Genomic DNA, 15,727 nt, shown 5'->3' with positions numbered 1-15,727 from the left:
CAATCCGCGCGCCAGCGCTTAACCTGTGCGCCCCGCCAGGGGCGCTCCGCTTTGCAACAGGATATCGCAATGACCCCAGGCCCCCGCAACCTGATCACCGATGTCGCTGGCCTTCGGGTCGGCAATGCCGCGGATCACGCCCTCAAATCCGGCACCACGGTGCTGACCGCCGATCAGCCCTTTACCGCCGCCGTCCATGTCATGGGCGGCGCGCCGGGCACGCGGGAAACCGACCTGCTGGCCCCGGACAAGACGGTGCAGGCGGTGGATGCGCTGGTGCTTTCGGGCGGGTCGGCCTATGGGCTGGATGCCTGTTCCGGCGTGGTCGCGGGGCTGCGCGCAATGGGGCGCGGCTTTCGCCTCGGCCCCGCCGTGGTGCCGATCGTGCCCGGGGCGATCATCTTCGACCTCCTGAACGGCGGCAACAAGGACTGGGACGACAGCCCCTACCCCGCCCTGGGCCGCGCCGCGCTGGAGGCCGCCGCTGCCGAGTTCACCCTTGGCAGCCACGGCGCCGGCACCGGCGCGCTGACCGGCATGCACAAGGGCGGGTTGGGCTCGGCCTCGCTGCTGCTCGACAGCGGCCACACCGTCGGGGCGCTGGTGGTGGCCAATCCGATCGGATCCGTCACCACACCGGGCGAGCGCCATTTCTGGGCCGCCCCGTTTGAGATCGACGGCGAGTTCGGCGGTCTTGGCCCCGACCCCGCATCCGGCCTCGGGCGCAGCCTGCGCAGCCGCAAGATGGAGGCGATGGCCGCGCTCGCCGGGGCGCCGGTGTCCTCGGACGGGGCCAATACCACCATCGCCATCGTCGCCACCGATGCCGTGCTGACCAAGGCCGAGGCCCAGCGCATGGCCACCGCCGCCCATGATGGCATGGCCCGGGCGATCGTCCCCTCGCACGGGCCGCATGACGGCGATCTGGTCTTTGCCGCCGCCACCGGCGCCGTGCCGCTGGGCGATCCGGCAACCGACATGCTGGGCCTGTGCCATGCCTCTGCGCTTTGCCTGTCCCGGGCGATCGCCCGCGCCGTCCACGCCGCCACCCCCGCAGCCGGAGACATCCTTCCCTGCTGGTCGGCCTGATCGGCAAGTGTTTTGGCACCATTTGCCCCTGCCCTTTGCGCCAAAGCACACCACATACTCCGCCTAGGACCAGAATGTCGCGTTGACTCCACCTCGGCGTCCGACAGAACCTGCGACTAGAACGCATAGGAGCCAGTTTTATGAAACCCATTCTTACCACAGCCCTGCTTGCCAGCCTTGCTGCCGCCCCGGCCTTTGCCGAGGGCGACGCCGACAAGGGCAAGAAAGCCTTCAACAAGTGTAAATCCTGCCACCAGATCGTCTCTGACACCGGCGAGAGCATCAGCAAGGGCGGGCGCACCGGCCCCAACCTCTGGGGCATTGTCGGCCGCCAGGCGGGCACGGTCGAGGATTTCCGCTACGGCGATGATCTTGTCGCCGCCGGCGAAGCCGGTCTGGTCTGGGACGAAGAGCAGTTTGTCGCCTATGTTCAGGATCCGCGCGATTTCCTGAAGACCTATCTCGACGATGGTGGCGCCAAGTCGAAAATGTCCTTTCGCCTGAAAAAGGGGGGCGAGGACGTCTATGCCTATCTGGCGCAGTTCGGCCCGGCCGCAGCAGAGGGTGAGGCGGACGAGAGTTCTGCCACCAACTGACGCTGCCCGGACGGCACAGACTGGCACAGAGCTGCCAACGCGCCGCAGCCACAGGGGTCTGCCCCAGGGTTGCGGCGCCGTGTAGCAAGGACCCGCTCTTGAGATATCGCCGCGCATGGCTTAAATCACCGGCTTTCGACAGTCGCCCGACCGGGCCCATGTAGCGTCAGGAGAACCATGCCAGAGCGCCGTCCCGATTTGATCCCCGCCTGGGTCGATGACCGGCTGACCCCGGTGGACAAGCTGCGCGCCCATCAGGACGGGCTGCGGCACAAGGCCGTTTCGGTCTTTGTGGTGCAGGGGCGCAAGATCCTGATGCAGCGCCGGGCGATGGGCAAATACCACACCCCCGGGCTCTGGGCGAATACCTGCTGCACCCATCCGATGTGGCGCGAAGCCTCCGACCATTGCGCCGTGCGCCGCCTGGAGGAGGAGCTGGGGCTGACCGGCCTCTATCCGCAGTATCGCCATACGCTGGAATATCGCGCCGACGTCGGCGACGGGCTGATCGAACACGAGGTGGTCGATGTCTATCTCGCCCATATGCTGGCGCCGCTCGGGCTGGCGCCGAACCCGGCCGAGGTGATGGAAACCCGCTGGGTGGATTATCACGACCTGCTGGCCGAGGTCGCGCGCCATCCGGAGCGCTTCACCCCCTGGCTGAAGATCTATCTGGCGGACTATGCCGATGTGATCTTTGGCCCCGAGTTGATCGTCACCTCGCGCGGCTGAGCGCGGCTTGCCTTTTGCGCCGGGGCCATGGTCTTATGCGGCGCGGGAGGACATATCACGATGACAGTTTTGATTGCGGGCGGCGGGATTGCCGGTCTGGCCCTGGGGCTGACGCTTCACCAGATTGGCGTGCCGTTCAAGGTCTTCGAGGCCACCCGGGCGCTGAAACCCATGGGCGTCGGCATCAACCTGCAACCCAACGCGGTGCGCGAGCTGTTCGACCTCGGGCTGGAGGCACAGCTGGACGCAATCGGCGTGCGCACCCGCAGTCTCGGGTTCTTTTCCAAACTGGGCAAGACGATCTGGGAGGAACCGCGCGGGCTGGAGGCGGGCTATGCCTGGCCGCAGTTCTCGGTGCATCGCGGAGAGTTGCAGATGCTCTTGTACCGCACCCTGCTGGAGCGCGCCGGGCCTGACGCGATCGAGACCGGAGCGCGGGCCGTGGGCTGGGCGGAGACCGATGCGGGCGCGTCCTTGCAGCTGGCAGACGGGCGCAGCATCAGCGGCGCCATGGTGGTGGCAGCCGACGGCATCCACTCTGCGCTTCGGGCCTGCCAGTACCCCGAGGAAGGCGCCCCGATCTGGGACGGGCGCATCCTGTGGCGCGCCACCACACGTGCGCCGCTGTTCCGGGGGCCCGGCGCGATGGTGATGATCGGCCATGACGCCCTGCGGTTTGTCTCCTACCCGATCTCCGCCGCCGATGCCGACGGCATCGCCACGCTGAACTGGATCGCCGAGAAACGCTTTGACCCCGATCAGGCGTTCCAGCGCGAAGACTGGAACCGGGCCGTGGACATTGACCGGTTTGTCCATGACTTCGCCGCGTGGCAGTTTGACTGGATCGACGTGCCGGCGCTGATCCGGGGCGCGGAGGTGGTCTATGAATACCCGATGGTGGATCGCGATCCGCTGCCGCGCTGGACCTTTGGCCATCGGACCTGGATGGGCGATGCCGCGCATCCGACCTATCCCATCGGGTCCAACGGCGCGAGCCAGGCCATTCTGGATGCCCGCACCATTGGCGCGCAGATGCTTGCCCATGGGGTGACGGCAGATGCCCTGGCCGCCTATGAGGCCGAGATGCGCCCGGCAGCCACCAAGATCGGGCAGGCGAATCGCTCGGGCCAGGGGCCGGACGCGGTGCTGCAACAGGTGGAGGACCGCTGCGGCGGCGCCTTTGAGGTGATCGACGAGGTCATCCCGCAGGCGGAGCTGGCCGCGCATGCGGCGAAATACAAGGCGATCTCCGGCTTTTCGATCGAGGCCCTGAACGCACAACCGCGCCGGATTGCCGAAGGGCATCGCCTGGCATGACGCTGGCGGGGGCGTCGGGGCGCTGCCCCCGGCCCTTTGGGCCTCCCCCGAGGTATTTCTAAAAAGATGAAGCCGAAGGGCCCGCGCCAGAGCCGCGGCGCCCTCTGCCAATGGCGCGCGATCAGACCCCGATCACCGCCTGCACGGCCCGTTTCCAGCGGGCGTAGGCCTCTTCCCGGCGGCCGGCGTCCAGCATCGGCTTGAACTCCCGGTCCAGCGCCCAGGTCGCGGCAAAGCCGTCCTGATCCGGGTAGACCCCCGCCTTCATCCCCGCAAGCCAGGCGGCGCCCAGCGCGGTGGTTTCCTGCATCACCGGCCGGTCCACGGCGGCGCCGAGGATGTCCGACAGGCTCTGCATTGCCCAGTCGCTGGCGCTCATGCCGCCATCGACGCGCAGGGTGACATTGGCGTCGCCCTCCCAGTCGGCCCGCATCGCTTCCCAGAGGTCGCGGGTCTGGTAGGCCACGCTTTGCAAGGCGGCACGGGCAAATTCGGCAGGACCGGAACTGCGGGTCAGGCCGAACATGCCGCCGCGGCAGTCGGGTTCCCAGTAGGGGGCGCCGAGGCCGGTGAAGGCGGGCACCAGGATCACGTCCTGGGTGGGATCGGCCTTGTCGGCCAGCACTCCCGATTCGCTGGCCTTGCCGATGATGCCAAGCCCGTCGCGCAGCCATTGCACCGCCGCACCGGCGATAAAGATCGACCCTTCAAGCGCATAGGTCGGTTTGCCATCGAGCTGATAGGCGATGGTGGTCAGCATGCGGTTCTTTGACAGCACCGGCGTCGCCCCGGTGTTCAGCAGCGCAAAGCAGCCGGTGCCGTATGTCGATTTCATCATCCCCGGCTGGAAGCAGGTCTGCCCCACCGTGGCGGCCTGCTGGTCCCCCGCCACGCCGAGGATCGGAATCGCGCCGCCAAGATGATCCTCCGCGGTGGTGCCGAAATCTGCCGCGCAGTCCCGGACCTGCGGCAGCATCGCCTGCGGCACCCCGAGCAGGGCGCAGATCTCCTCACTCCACTGGCCCGCCTTGATGTCATACATCAGGGTGCGGGCGGCATTGGTGGCATCGGTGACATGCGACGCCCCGCCGGTCAGACGCCAGATCAGGAAACTGTCGACGGTGCCAAACAGCAGCTCGCCCGCCTCGGCCCGGGCGCGGGCCCCCTCGACGGTGTCGAGAATCCATTTGACCTTGGTGCCGGAGAAATACGGATCCAGCAGCAGGCCGGTGGTATCGCGCACCATGTCCTCGTGGCCGTCATCGCGGAAGCCTTCGCAGATCTCGGCGGTGCGCCGGTCCTGCCAGACGATGGCATTGTGGATGGCCTTGCCGGTGGTCTTGTCCCAGACCACGGTGGTCTCGCGCTGGTTGGTGATGCCGATGCCGGCAATGTCGGAGGCGGAAATGCCCTTGTCAGAGAGCACCTTGCGGCAGGTGGAAAGCGTCGTGGACCAAAGATCCTCCGGGTCGTGTTCCACCCAGCCCGCCTGCGGATAATGCTGCGGGAATTCCTCCTGCGCCACGGCGGCCACCTGCATATCGGCATCGAACAGGATTGCGCGGGTCGATGTTGTCCCCTGGTCGATCGCAAGAATGAATGTCATGAGCTCCCCCTCCAAATCTGTCTTGAGGCGGAGATTAGACATAAATCCGTTAGCGCGACCAGCCCTTACTAATAAATTAGTAGAAACGGCGCGGAGATCGGCCTGCCTCAGACGGTGTCAGACCGCGATATTGTCGATCAGCCGCACCCCATCGAGCCAGGCCGCCACGAACATGCGGGCGGGGCGGTCCAGCCGGTCCAGGGACGCGAGGGTTTCGGCGCAGCGCAGGTCGATATACTCCACCTCGTCAAAGCCAAGCTCCTGGAGCCGGGTCCGCATCCCGGCCTCCAGCGGGGCGTAGGCGTCACCGGCGCGCAGGCGGGCGGCGGCGGCTTCCATCATCGGGTTCAACTGGCCGGCACGTTCCACCGCCTGTGGCGACAGGCGCATATTGCGCGACGACAGCGCCAGCCCGGAGGCCTCGCGCACGGTCGGGCAGCCGATGACTTCGATGGGAATGTCCAGATCGCGGGCCATGCGCCGGACCACCATCAGCTGCTGATAGTCCTTTTCGCCAAAAAAGGCCTGATCGGCGCACGATTGCAGGAACAGCTTGGCGACGACGGTGGCGACGCCCTCGAAATGGCCGGGACGATTGGGGCCTTCCATCACCTCGGTCACGCCGTCGAGGCTGACGGTGGTGGCGTAGCCTTCGGGGTAGATCTGGTCCGGGTCGGGCACATAGATCGCATCGACACCAAAGGGCGCGAGCTTTTCCGCGTCCTCATGTTCGGTGCGCGGGTAGCTGGCCAGATCCTCGGGGCTGTTGAACTGTCTGGGGTTCACGAAGATCGTCACCACCACATGGTCGCAGGCGGCCTTGGCGGCCTTTACCAGCGACAGGTGGCCCGCATGCAGGGCCCCCATGGTGGGCACGAGGCCGAGGGTTTCACCCTTCAGCATCCAGGCGCGGCGCAGCGCGCGCAGGTCATCCAGACGGCGCAGGATCGGGGTCGTCATGTCGGGCGTGGTCCTTCAGTCTGTCTTGGGCGCCAGGTCGGCGAAGGTGTGTTCCGGGGCCGGAAAGCGGCGGGCGCGGACCTCGGCGGCATAGTCGGCGATGGCCTCTTCGGCGGCGGGGCCAAGTTCGGCGTAGCGTTTCACGAACTTCGGTTTGAAGGCGGTAAAGAAGCCGAGCATGTCATCCACCACCAGCACCTGCCCGTCGCAGCCCGCAGAGGCGCCGATCCCGATAGTGGGGATCGCAACGATCTCGGTCACCTGGTCGGCGAGGCTGGCGGGGACTTTCTCCAGCACGACGGCAAAGGCGCCGGCATCGGCGACCGCGCGGGCATCGGCGATCAGCGGTTTGGCGGCCTCGTCGCGGCCCTGCACCTTGTAGCCGCCGAGCGTGTTGATCGACTGCGGCGTGAGGCCGATATGCGCCATCACCGGGATGCCGCGCTTGACCAGGAAACGGATGGTCTCGGCCATCTCCACCCCGCCTTCCAGCTTGACGGCGGCGGCGCCGGTTTCGGCCATCAGGCGGGCGGCGTTGCGAAACGCCTGCGCCGGGCCTTCCTCGTAGGCGCCGAACGGCATGTCGATCACCATCATCGCGCGGCTCAATCCGCGGGCGACGGCGGCGCCATGCATCACCATCATGTCCATCGTCACGCCGAGGGTGGAGGGCAGACCGTGCAGCACCATGCCGACACTGTCGCCGACCAGTACAAAGTCGCAATGGGCATCCATCAGCCGCGCCATCGGCGTGGTATAGGCCGTGAGGCTGACAATGGGGCGCTGCCCCTTCAGCGCGCGGATATCCTCGGCATTGAGGGCGGTCTTTCGGGCGGTGGCGCTCATGTCTCGGCTCCTCGGCTGGACGGGCCACGGATGCGGGTCGCACGGGCCAAAGCGGGCAAAGTTGCACGTGTCTATCACTTGCCGCTGCGGCTTACCAGTGATGCGGCGATGCAGCAAAGCTTGATTACGCGGGGAAAACCGGCAAGCCTGTGGGCAATGCCCGGTGCACACGGGCGGCATGACCCCGGTGGCGCAGAGGCCGCCGACAGAGGAGGATATTGGACGATGACATTCAAGACGCCGATCGTGGCGGCTGTCTCCGCGCTGGCGCTTTGGGCCGGTGCGGCGGTGGCCAAGGAAACGGTCACCTATGCCACCCAGCTGGAACCGCCGCATCTGGACCCGACCGCGGGCGCGGCCCAAGCCATCGATTCCGTGGTCTACCTCAATATCTTCGAGGGGCTGACGCGCTTCACCCCGGATGGCGAGGTGGTGCCGCTGCTGGCCAAGGACTGGATGATCTCCGACGACGGGCTGACCTATACCTTCACGCTGCGGGAGGGGGTGACCTTTCATGACGGCAGCGTGATGGACGCCGCGGATGTGAAATTCTCGCTCGACCGGGCGCGGGGCGCGGACAGCACCAATGCGCAAAAGGCGCTGTTTGCCGATATTGCCGAGGTCACCGCCACCGATCCGCAGACCGTTGTGGTCACCCTGTCGGCGCCCAATGGCAGCCTGTTGTTCAACCTGGCCTGGGGCGATGCGGTGATCGTCGCGCCCGAAACCGTCGAGACCCTGAAAACCGCCCCCGTCGGGACCGGTCCCTATCGGTTCAACGAATGGGTGCAGGGCGACCGCGTGGACCTGGTGCGCAACCCCAATTACTGGGGCGAGATGCCGGCGCTGACCGGCGCGACGATCAAGTTCATCTCGGACCCGACCGCCGCCTTTGCCGCGATGATGGCCGAGGACATCGATGCCTTTGACAATTTTCCGGCGCCGGAGAATGTGGTGCAATTCGAGGCCGATCCGCGGTTTCAGGTGATCGTCGGCTCCACCGAGGGCGAGACCATCCTGTCGACCAACAATGCCCAGCCGCCATTTGACAACCCGAAGGTGCGCGCGGCGATCGCGCATGCCATCGACCGGTCGGCCCTCATCGACGGGGCGATGTTTGGCTATGGCACCCCCATTGGCACCCATTTTGCACCGCACAACCCGGCCTATGTGGATCTGACAGACCAGTCCGCCTACGATCCGGAGGCCGCCCGCGCCCTGCTGGCGGAGGCGGGGCTGCCGGACGGGTTCGAGACCACGCTGCACCTGCCGCCCCCCGCCTATGCCCGGCGCGGAGGCGAGATCGTGGCCGCTCAGCTGGCCGCGGTCGGCATCACGGCGGAGATCATCAACGTCGAATGGGCGCAGTGGCTGGAAACGGTGTTCAAGGGCAAGACCTACGGGCTCAGCATTGTCAGCCACACCGAGCCGATGGACATCGGCATCTATGCCCGGCCCGATTATTACTTCCAGTATGACAACCCGGATCTGCAAGGGATGATGACGCGCCTGAATGCCACCACCGACCCGGAGGCGCGCCGCGAGATCCTGCAACAGGCGCAACGGATCATCGCCGAGGATCACGTCAACGGTTACCTGTTCCAGCTGGCCAAGCTGGGCATCGCCAAGGCGGGCCTGCGGGGGGTCTGGGCAAATGCGCCGACCGCGGCCATCGAGATCGGCGCGCTGAGCTGGGCCGAGTGACACGCAGCGGGTGGGAGTCCCTTCGGGGCGGGGGAGGCTCCCGCCCGCTGTGGCTGCATTGAAAATGCATCCCCATCCGTTGGGCCCAGCGCCGGGCCTGCGGCCCGGCGCGCGCAGCGCGTGACGGCAGCTCAAAACAGGTCACCACAGATCACGGCAGGTGGCTGCCTGGATCAGGTGCGCTGCCACCGCTCTCCCGCCTGCTGCCACCGGTCACGCAGGACCGCGACCCGATCCACGATCGAGGGCCGCAGGGGGCCGTCGCGCGGCGCATCGCGGAGTGTGGTGAACCAGTGCTCGGGTGGATTGCGGCCCAGCCTGTGGCCCTTGAATTCCAGCCGGCGCAACAGCTCCTCGGCCTCTGCTGGCACCCGGTCGGGAATGTCCTGCCCGTTGAGCGTGCCCCAGACCCCGGTCCAGAGCCGCCCCACCGACCACGGGTTATACCCGCCGCCGCCCAGCACGAGATAGCGCGGGGCCAGCGGTTTCAGCGCCGCAACAATGGCCCAATGGGCGCTGTTGGACAGGTCGAGATGGGCCAGCGGGTCCTCCGTCACCGCATCCGCCCCGCATTGCAGCACCACCGCATCGGGCGCAAAACCCGCTACTGCCGGCAGGAGCAGCGCCTCGCGGATATGGGCCATTTCGCTGTCGTTGAGACCACGGGGCACCGGCAGGTTCAGGGCTGAACCGCCCGCATCATCCTGCAGGAGGCCGGTCCTGGGCCAGAGGTTTTCCTCGTGCACCGAGATCATCAGCACATCCTCGTCCCCGTGAAAGGCCGCCGCAACCCCGTCGCAGTGATGCGCATCGATGTCCACATAGGCGATGCGCCGCGCCCCATGGTGGCGCAGCGACAGCATCGCCAGCACCGGATCGTTGAGGTAGCAAAAGCCGTTGGCCCGGTCCGGCATGCCGTGGTGGGTGCCGCCCGCCGGGTTGTAGACAACGCCGCCCCGGGCCAGGAGCTCCCCCGCGAGGATCGACCCGCCCGCCGCGGTGGCCGGGCGGCGAAAGATCTCCGGGTAGACCGGGTTGGACACGGTGCCGATATGGTGGCGCGCCCGGATCTCGGCACTGACCGCCTGCGCGTCCTCGGCTGCCTGCAATGCCGCCACATAGGCCGACGTGTGCCAGGCGTGCAGCGCGGCGGGTTTGGCCCGGGGCGAGGTCACGAAGGCGGCGGGCGGCAACCAGCCCAGCGCCCGGGACAGGTCCATGGTGGTCGACACACGCGGCACCCGCAGCGGGTGCCAGCGCCCGTAGGAGGAGCCGCGATAGATCTCGTGTCCGATAAACAGGGGGCGGGTCAGCATGGCTCAAGAGCTAGCGGATCTGACGCGCCGCACAAGGGGGACGGGGCGCAGGGCGGTTTTCTCATGCTGCCACTGGACGGCTGGGCTGCCGCCGCCTAACCTGCCGCCAATGCTGCACTATCTCGTCAGACGCCTCCTCTCGCTCGTGCTGAGCCTCGCCGTCGCCTCGATGGTGATCTTTGCCGTGATCGAAGTCGCTCCGGGCGATCCTGCATCATTTATGCTGGGCACCGGCGCACAAGAGGAAACCGTCGCCGCCCTGCGCGAGGAGCTGGGCCTCGATCAAGGCAAGGTCAGCCGCTATCTGGACTGGGTCGGCGGCATGCTGACGGGGGATTTCGGCACCTCTTATACCTACCGCACCCCGGTGGCCAAGATGGTGGGAGAGCGGCTCTGGGTCTCATTGCCGCTGGCGATCTATGCGCTGACGCTCTCCACATTGATTGCGCTTCCGGCGGGGATCTACGCGGCCTCGCGGCGTGGCAAGGCGGGCGACATGGCCGTGATGGGCGCAACACAGCTGGGCGTAGCGGTGCCGAACTTCTGGTTTGCGATGCTGTTGGTGCTGGTTTTTGCCATCAATCTGCGCTGGTTTTCGGCCGGAGGGTTTGTCGGCTGGGACAAGGGGCTTTGGGCGGGGCTTCATGCGCTCACCCTGCCTGCCGTGGCGCTCGCGCTGCCGCAGGCGGCGATTTTGGCCCGGGTGATGCGTTCGGCGCTTCTGGAGGTTCTGGGCGAGGATTTCATGCGCTCGGCCCGTGCCAAGGGGCTGAGCCAGAAACAGGCCATCCGCCGACACGGGCTGCGCAATGCGCTTATTCCGGTGCTGACCATTATCGGCCTTCAATTCTCATTTCTGCTGGCGGGGGCGATCATCATTGAACAGGTGTTCTACCTGCCGGGCCTTGGGCGGCTGGTGTTTCAGGCGATCTCGGCGCGCGATCTGATCGTGGTGGAAAGCGTCGTGATGCTGTTGGTCTTTGCGGTGATCCTTGTGAATTTCCTTGTCGATATGGCCTATGCGGTGGTCGATCCCCGGCTTCGGAGGGCGGCATGACGGGCATCAACTCTGAAGTTAAGTGTCCGGCCCTGCCGGACAGCGCCCGACCCTCCCCACGGGAGGGCGCTTCGCACCCACCCAGGGTCGAGCGCTGTCCTCATATCCTGCACGCGAGGGCGTCATGAACCGAAGCCTGTTTCTTGGCGGTCTCCTCTCTGGGATCATGCTGCTTTTGGCCATCGTCTCCTTTGTGTGGACGCCGTTTGATCATGCGGTGATGAACATCCCCGACAAGCTCCAGACGCCAAATGGCACGCATCTGTTGGGCACCGATCATTTTGGCCGCGATATCCTGTCGATGGTGATGGTCGGCGCGCGCACCTCGCTGGCGGTGGCCCTGCTGGCCGTCGGCATCGGCATCGGTCTGGGTGTGCCGCTTGGACTGGCGGCAGCGGCAACGCGCGGCTCCTGGCTGGATGAGGTCATCATGCGCGGCAATGATCTGGTCTTTGCCTTCCCCTCGCTGGTGATCGCGATTCTGATCACCGCCGTCTTTGGCCCCAGCGCGATCAATGCCATCATCGCCATCGGCATTTTCAACATCCCCGTCTTTGCGCGCGTGGCGCGGGGTGGCAGCCTCAGCCTTTGGGCGCGAGAGTTCATTCTGGCCGCGCGGGTCGCGGGCAAGTCGCGCGCACGGATCTCGGCAGAGCATATCCTGCCCAACATCGCCAATCTCCTGATCGTGCAGGGAACCATCCAGTTCTCACTTGGCATTCTGGCCGAGGCGGGGCTGTCCTACGTGGGTCTTGGCGCCCAGCCCCCGACCCCCAGCTGGGGCCGTATGCTGGCCGAGGCCCAGACCCTTGTGAGCCTTGCACCGCATCTGGCGATTGTGCCGGGCTGTGCCATCATCGTCACCGTGGTGGGGCTGAACCTGCTTGGTGATGGCTTGCGCGACCGCTTTGATCCCCGCCTGATGGAGGGGCGCGCATGAGCCTTTTGGATGTGTCCAACCTCTCGGTCTCGATCGGGGCGCTGCCGATCCTGCGGGATGTGACCCTGTCGATTGCCGCTGGCGAGATCCTTGCGGTGACCGGCGAGAGCGGGTCGGGCAAGTCCATGACTGCGTTTTCAGTGATGCGTCTGCTGCCGCAGGCCGCCAAGATCCAAGGCGCAATCTATCTGGAGGATGAAGACCTCTGCGCCCTTTCTGAGGTTGAGATGTGCCAGCGTCGTGGGCGCGACATCGGCATGGTGTTTCAGGAACCGATGACAGCGCTCAACCCGGTGATGACCATCGGCGCGCAGGTGATGGAGACGATCCTGCTGCATACCGACACCAGCGCGGCAGATGCGCAAGCCGAGGCCGCGCGCGTGCTGACCCGTGTTGGCCTGCCTCCCGAACGGTTTCCGATGGACCGCTACCCGCATGAGCTGTCGGGTGGCCAGCGCCAGCGGGTGGTGATCGCCATGGCGATTGCACTCAGACCCAAACTCTTGATCGCGGATGAGCCGACCACCGCGCTTGATGTGACCACGCAGGCACAGATTTTGGATCTGCTGCGCGATCTGGTGCGCGAATACGGCATGGGGCTGATGATCATCACCCATGACCTCGCGGTGGTCGCGGACCTTGCCGACCGGATCGTGGTGATGCGCAAGGGCGAGGTGGTGGAGCGCGGCCCCACCCTGAGCGTGCTGACCCATCAGCGCCACCCCTACACACGGATGCTGTTTGAAGCCTCCGCCCATAAGGTCGCCCTGCCCGTCGCACCCGAGGCTCCTGCCCCCCTGCTGGAGGTCCGCAACGCCGTGCGCGACTACACCACCCCACGCAAAGGCTGGCTTGGCAAACCGGGGCGGTTCCGCGCGGTGAATAACGTCAGTTTCACGCTCCACACGGGCGAGCGACTGGGGCTGGTGGGCGAGTCGGGCTGCGGCAAATCCACCCTGACCCGGGCCATTTTGGGCCTCGAAGATCTGCAAGGCGGAGAACTGCTGCTGAATGGTCAGCCACTGTTGCAACAGCGCAGTCCCGCCCAGCGGCAAGCGATGCAGGTGGTGTTTCAGGACCCCTATGGCAGCTTTAATCCCCGCCACCGGGTGGAGCGACTGGTCACCGAACCGTTTCACCTGTCGCCGGATGCGCCAACGGGCCGCGCCCGGCAGGATCTGGTGGGTCAGGTGCTTGAGGACGTCGGCCTGTCGGCGGCGGACGCGCAGAAGTATCCGCATCAGTTTTCAGGCGGGCAACGCCAGCGCATCGCCATTGCGCGGGCACTGATTACCCGGCCCGAACTCATCATCTTTGACGAGGCGGTCTCGGCGCTCGATGTCTCCGTCCGCGCCCGCATCCTCGACCTGATTGCCGATCTCTGCGACGCCTATGGGCTGACCTACCTCTTTATCAGCCACGATCTGAGCGTGGTGCGCGAGGTCTGTGATCGGGTGCTGGTGATGCAAAAGGGGGAGATCGTCGAGCAAGGCCCGGTGGAAGAGGTCTTTACCGCGCCCAAACACGCCTACACCCAGACGCTGCTGGCCGCCGCCCCCGTGCTGCCGGATATCACGCCGACCGAACCGCTCGAGGCCCCGGCATGAGCGTTACGCTCTCGCTGATCCTGCCGCGCGAGCGGGGACGGCTTGCCAGCCTGCTGGCGCCCTATTTTGCCGAGGTCGCTCCCTTGGCGCGCATCGACCCGACGGAACGGGCGGGTCAGTTGCTCAACCGCAAGGATGTGACGGCCTTCTGGATCCATGACGCCGCCACGCGCGTCGGCTTTGCCATCGTGCTGAACCTGCCCGATGACCGGCGGGAGTTTTCGGAATTCATGGTCCTGCCGCAACACCGCCGCAAGGGGCTTGGGATGGAGGCCGCCGCGCTGATCCTCAACGAGTTTCCCGGCTTCTGGCGCATGGGCATCTCGCGGCATTCGCCGGCGGCGGCGGCGTTCTGGGGCACCCGGCTGAGCCTGCTGCCAAACGTCCGCGCCCTGCGCGAAGGCGCGCCCTTCACCGACCACCAGGTCAAGAGCTTCACCTTTGAGATCGAAGGACCCCCGCATGGCTGACACCTCCCCCTTGTGGTTCGACCCGGCGCTTTGCCTGATTGGCGGCACATGGCAGGCGCCCCTGGGTGGCGCCACCTTGCCGCTGGTAAACCCCTCCGATGGCAGCGAAATCTGCCAGATCGCACGAGGCACCGACGCCGACATCGACGCCGCAGTCCACGCCGCCCAAGCCGCGCAGGAGGGCGCTTGGGGCGAGATGAGCGCCACCGAACGCGGCCGCATCCTGACCCGCCTCGGACAGGTCATCGCCGACAATACCGACAGGCTGGCAGCGCTGGAGGTGATGGATGTGGGCAAACCCCTGACCCAGGCGCGCGCCGATGCAGTGGCGCTGGCGCGTTACTGCGAGTTTTATGGCGGTGCGGCGGACAAGGTCATGGGCGAGAGCATCCCCTATATGAACGGCTACACCGTCTACACCCTGCGCGAACCCTTTGGTGTGACGGGCCATATCGTGCCCTGGAACTATCCGATGCAGATCATCGGACGGTCGGTTGGCGCGGCGCTGGCGATGGGCAATTCCTGCGTGCTGAAACCCGCCGAAGAGGCCTGCCTGACGGCGCTGGCCTTTGCCCATCTGGCAGCGGAGGCCGGCCTGCCCGCAGGCGCGCTGAACGTGGTACCGGGCCTGGGGGCGGAGGCCGGGGCGGCGCTGTCGGGCCATGCGGGCGTGCATCATATCTCCTTCACCGGCTCGGTCGCCACCGGCGCAATGGTGCAGGCTGCGGCGGCAAAAAACGTGGTGCCGGTGACGCTCGAGCTGGGCGGCAAATCCCCGCAGATCGTCTTTGCCGATGCCGACCTCGACGCGGCCCTGCCGTTCCTCGTCAACGCCGGCATCCAGAACGGTGGTCAGACCTGCTCTGCCGCCTCGCGGATCCTGGTCGAACGCCCGGTCTACGAGGCGGTCAAGGCGCGGATGGCTGCGGCCTATGCCGATCTCACCGTCGGCCCGGCGGCAGAGGACCTGCGCCTCGGCCCGCTGATCTCAACCCGCCAGAAAGAGATCGTCGAAGGTTTCCTGGCCAAAGGCGCGGATCTCGAAATCGCCGGTCAGGGCCGGATCAGCGCCACCGCGCCCGCAACTGGCGCCTATGTGCGCCCCACCCTGTTTGCCGATGTGCCCCCGGATCATCCGCTGGCACAACAGGAGATCTTCGGCCCGGTGCAGGTGCTGATCCCGTTTGAGACCGAGGCCGAGGCGGTCAGGATCGCCAACAGCACCGACTACGGCCTTGTGGCCGCGCTCTGGACCCGCGACGGCGCCCGGCAACTCCGGCTGGCCAAACGGCTCAAGGCAGGACAGGTCTTCCTCAACACCTATGGCGCCGGCGGCGGCGTGGAGCTGCCCTTTGGCGGCATCGGCAAGTCCGGCCATGGCCGAGAGAAGGGCTTTGAGGCGCTCTATGGGTTTTCACAATTGAAAACCGTGGCCGCGCATCACGGCTGAGCATTTCATCTTCTCCGAAATATCCCGGGGGTGAGGG

Annotated in this window: 14 protein-coding genes; 10 read left to right on the top strand and 4 right to left on the bottom strand. The window is 66.4% G+C overall.

Going from position 1 to position 15,727, the window contains the following annotated elements; genetic code table 11:
- Positions 1-69: 69 nt before the first annotated feature.
- The 4 genes from MHM97_RS20360 to MHM97_RS20345 all read left to right on the top strand — a co-directional run bounded on the left by MHM97_RS20360 (position 70) and on the right by MHM97_RS20345 (position 3,734).
- On the top strand, positions 70-1,089 hold the full coding sequence (locus MHM97_RS20360) for a P1 family peptidase (protein WP_239324998.1): 1,020 nt from the start codon (positions 70-72) through the stop codon (positions 1,087-1,089).
- 140 nt (positions 1,090-1,229) lie between these two features.
- Positions 1,230-1,685, top strand: a complete 456-nt coding sequence (locus MHM97_RS20355; RefSeq protein ID WP_239324996.1) for a c-type cytochrome — start codon at positions 1,230-1,232, stop codon at positions 1,683-1,685.
- A gap of 177 nt (positions 1,686-1,862) precedes the next feature.
- The gene (gene idi, locus MHM97_RS20350; protein ID WP_239324994.1) at positions 1,863-2,417 is read left to right on the top strand and encodes an isopentenyl-diphosphate Delta-isomerase; all 555 of its coding nucleotides are present in this window, start codon (positions 1,863-1,865) and stop codon (positions 2,415-2,417) included.
- Between the two features lie 60 nt (positions 2,418-2,477).
- The gene (locus MHM97_RS20345; protein WP_239324992.1) at positions 2,478-3,734 is read left to right on the top strand and encodes a flavin-dependent oxidoreductase; all 1,257 of its coding nucleotides are present in this window, start codon (positions 2,478-2,480) and stop codon (positions 3,732-3,734) included.
- Between the two features lie 121 nt (positions 3,735-3,855).
- Here the strand turns inward: MHM97_RS20345 and glpK are convergent, their stop codons facing one another.
- From glpK to panB, 3 genes are all read right to left on the bottom strand, one after another.
- Entirely contained in the window at positions 3,856-5,340 is a 1,485-nt protein-coding gene (glpK, locus tag MHM97_RS20340; protein WP_239324990.1) for a glycerol kinase GlpK, read from the bottom strand.
- Between the two features lie 117 nt (positions 5,341-5,457).
- Positions 5,458-6,300 carry a pantoate--beta-alanine ligase gene (gene panC / locus MHM97_RS20335; protein WP_239324988.1) on the bottom strand — a complete coding sequence of 281 codons (843 nt, stop codon included), beginning with the start codon at positions 6,298-6,300 and terminating at the stop codon, positions 5,458-5,460.
- Between the two features lie 15 nt (positions 6,301-6,315).
- A complete protein-coding gene (gene panB, locus MHM97_RS20330) occupies positions 6,316-7,146 on the bottom strand; it encodes a 3-methyl-2-oxobutanoate hydroxymethyltransferase (RefSeq protein WP_239324986.1) in 831 nt (276 codons plus the stop codon).
- 225 nt (positions 7,147-7,371) lie between these two features.
- Between panB and MHM97_RS20325 the strand changes: the two genes are divergently transcribed.
- Entirely contained in the window at positions 7,372-8,850 is a 1,479-nt protein-coding gene (locus tag MHM97_RS20325) for an ABC transporter substrate-binding protein (protein WP_239324984.1), read from the top strand.
- 173 nt (positions 8,851-9,023) lie between these two features.
- On the opposite strand, the gene MHM97_RS20320 is transcribed toward MHM97_RS20325, so the two are convergent.
- Positions 9,024-10,166, bottom strand: coding sequence for an acetoin utilization protein AcuC (locus MHM97_RS20320; protein ID WP_239324982.1), 1,143 nt, complete (start codon positions 10,164-10,166; stop codon positions 9,024-9,026).
- A 109-nt stretch (positions 10,167-10,275) separates the two neighbouring features.
- On the opposite strand from MHM97_RS20320, the gene MHM97_RS20315 reads away from it, so the two are divergent.
- The 5 genes from MHM97_RS20315 to MHM97_RS20295 all read left to right on the top strand — a co-directional run bounded on the left by MHM97_RS20315 (position 10,276) and on the right by MHM97_RS20295 (position 15,690).
- Positions 10,276-11,223: an ABC transporter permease gene (locus MHM97_RS20315; RefSeq protein WP_239324980.1), complete on the top strand. Its 948-nt coding sequence runs from the start codon at positions 10,276-10,278 to the stop codon at positions 11,221-11,223.
- Between the two features lie 124 nt (positions 11,224-11,347).
- Complete coding sequence (locus MHM97_RS20310; RefSeq protein WP_009176077.1) at positions 11,348-12,163, top strand: ABC transporter permease; 816 nt, start codon at positions 11,348-11,350, stop codon at positions 12,161-12,163.
- Positions 12,160-13,770 carry an ABC transporter ATP-binding protein gene (locus MHM97_RS20305; RefSeq protein WP_239324978.1) on the top strand — a complete coding sequence of 537 codons (1,611 nt, stop codon included), beginning with the start codon at positions 12,160-12,162 and terminating at the stop codon, positions 13,768-13,770. The genes MHM97_RS20310 and MHM97_RS20305 overlap by 4 nt, the downstream gene beginning before the upstream one ends.
- Complete coding sequence (locus MHM97_RS20300) at positions 13,767-14,240, top strand: GNAT family N-acetyltransferase (RefSeq protein ID WP_239324976.1); 474 nt, start codon at positions 13,767-13,769, stop codon at positions 14,238-14,240. The genes MHM97_RS20305 and MHM97_RS20300 overlap by 4 nt, the downstream gene beginning before the upstream one ends.
- The gene (locus tag MHM97_RS20295; RefSeq protein WP_239324974.1) at positions 14,233-15,690 is read left to right on the top strand and encodes an aldehyde dehydrogenase family protein; all 1,458 of its coding nucleotides are present in this window, start codon (positions 14,233-14,235) and stop codon (positions 15,688-15,690) included. The genes MHM97_RS20300 and MHM97_RS20295 overlap by 8 nt, the downstream gene beginning before the upstream one ends.
- The last annotated feature ends 37 nt before the right edge of the window (positions 15,691-15,727 follow it).

Source organism: Epibacterium sp. Ofav1-8 (assembly GCF_022348185.1).
Classification (GTDB): domain Bacteria; phylum Pseudomonadota; class Alphaproteobacteria; order Rhodobacterales; family Rhodobacteraceae; genus Epibacterium.
The sequence above is the reverse complement of the archived record's forward strand: the minus strand, read 5'-3'. Positions and strand labels throughout refer to the sequence as shown.

What these genes read in the sequence shown, in the direction of transcription:
- MHM97_RS20360 (WP_239324998.1), top strand. Translation starts at nt 70, where the DNA reads ATGACCCCAGGCCCCCGCAACCTGATCACCGATGTCGCTGGCCTTCGG.
- MHM97_RS20355 (WP_239324996.1), top strand. Translation starts at nt 1,230, where the DNA reads ATGAAACCCATTCTTACCACAGCCCTGCTTGCCAGCCTTGCTGCCGCC.
- idi (WP_239324994.1), top strand. Translation starts at nt 1,863, where the DNA reads ATGCCAGAGCGCCGTCCCGATTTGATCCCCGCCTGGGTCGATGACCGG.
- MHM97_RS20345 (WP_239324992.1), top strand. Translation starts at nt 2,478, where the DNA reads ATGACAGTTTTGATTGCGGGCGGCGGGATTGCCGGTCTGGCCCTGGGG.
- glpK (WP_239324990.1), bottom strand. Translation starts at nt 5,340, where the DNA reads ATGACATTCATTCTTGCGATCGACCAGGGGACAACATCGACCCGCGCA.
- panC (WP_239324988.1), bottom strand. Translation starts at nt 6,300, where the DNA reads ATGACGACCCCGATCCTGCGCCGTCTGGATGACCTGCGCGCGCTGCGC.
- panB (WP_239324986.1), bottom strand. Translation starts at nt 7,146, where the DNA reads ATGAGCGCCACCGCCCGAAAGACCGCCCTCAATGCCGAGGATATCCGC.
- MHM97_RS20325 (WP_239324984.1), top strand. Translation starts at nt 7,372, where the DNA reads ATGACATTCAAGACGCCGATCGTGGCGGCTGTCTCCGCGCTGGCGCTT.
- MHM97_RS20320 (WP_239324982.1), bottom strand. Translation starts at nt 10,166, where the DNA reads ATGCTGACCCGCCCCCTGTTTATCGGACACGAGATCTATCGCGGCTCC.
- MHM97_RS20315 (WP_239324980.1), top strand. Translation starts at nt 10,276, where the DNA reads ATGCTGCACTATCTCGTCAGACGCCTCCTCTCGCTCGTGCTGAGCCTC.
- MHM97_RS20310 (WP_009176077.1), top strand. Translation starts at nt 11,348, where the DNA reads ATGAACCGAAGCCTGTTTCTTGGCGGTCTCCTCTCTGGGATCATGCTG.
- MHM97_RS20305 (WP_239324978.1), top strand. Translation starts at nt 12,160, where the DNA reads ATGAGCCTTTTGGATGTGTCCAACCTCTCGGTCTCGATCGGGGCGCTG.
- MHM97_RS20300 (WP_239324976.1), top strand. Translation starts at nt 13,767, where the DNA reads ATGAGCGTTACGCTCTCGCTGATCCTGCCGCGCGAGCGGGGACGGCTT.
- MHM97_RS20295 (WP_239324974.1), top strand. Translation starts at nt 14,233, where the DNA reads ATGGCTGACACCTCCCCCTTGTGGTTCGACCCGGCGCTTTGCCTGATT.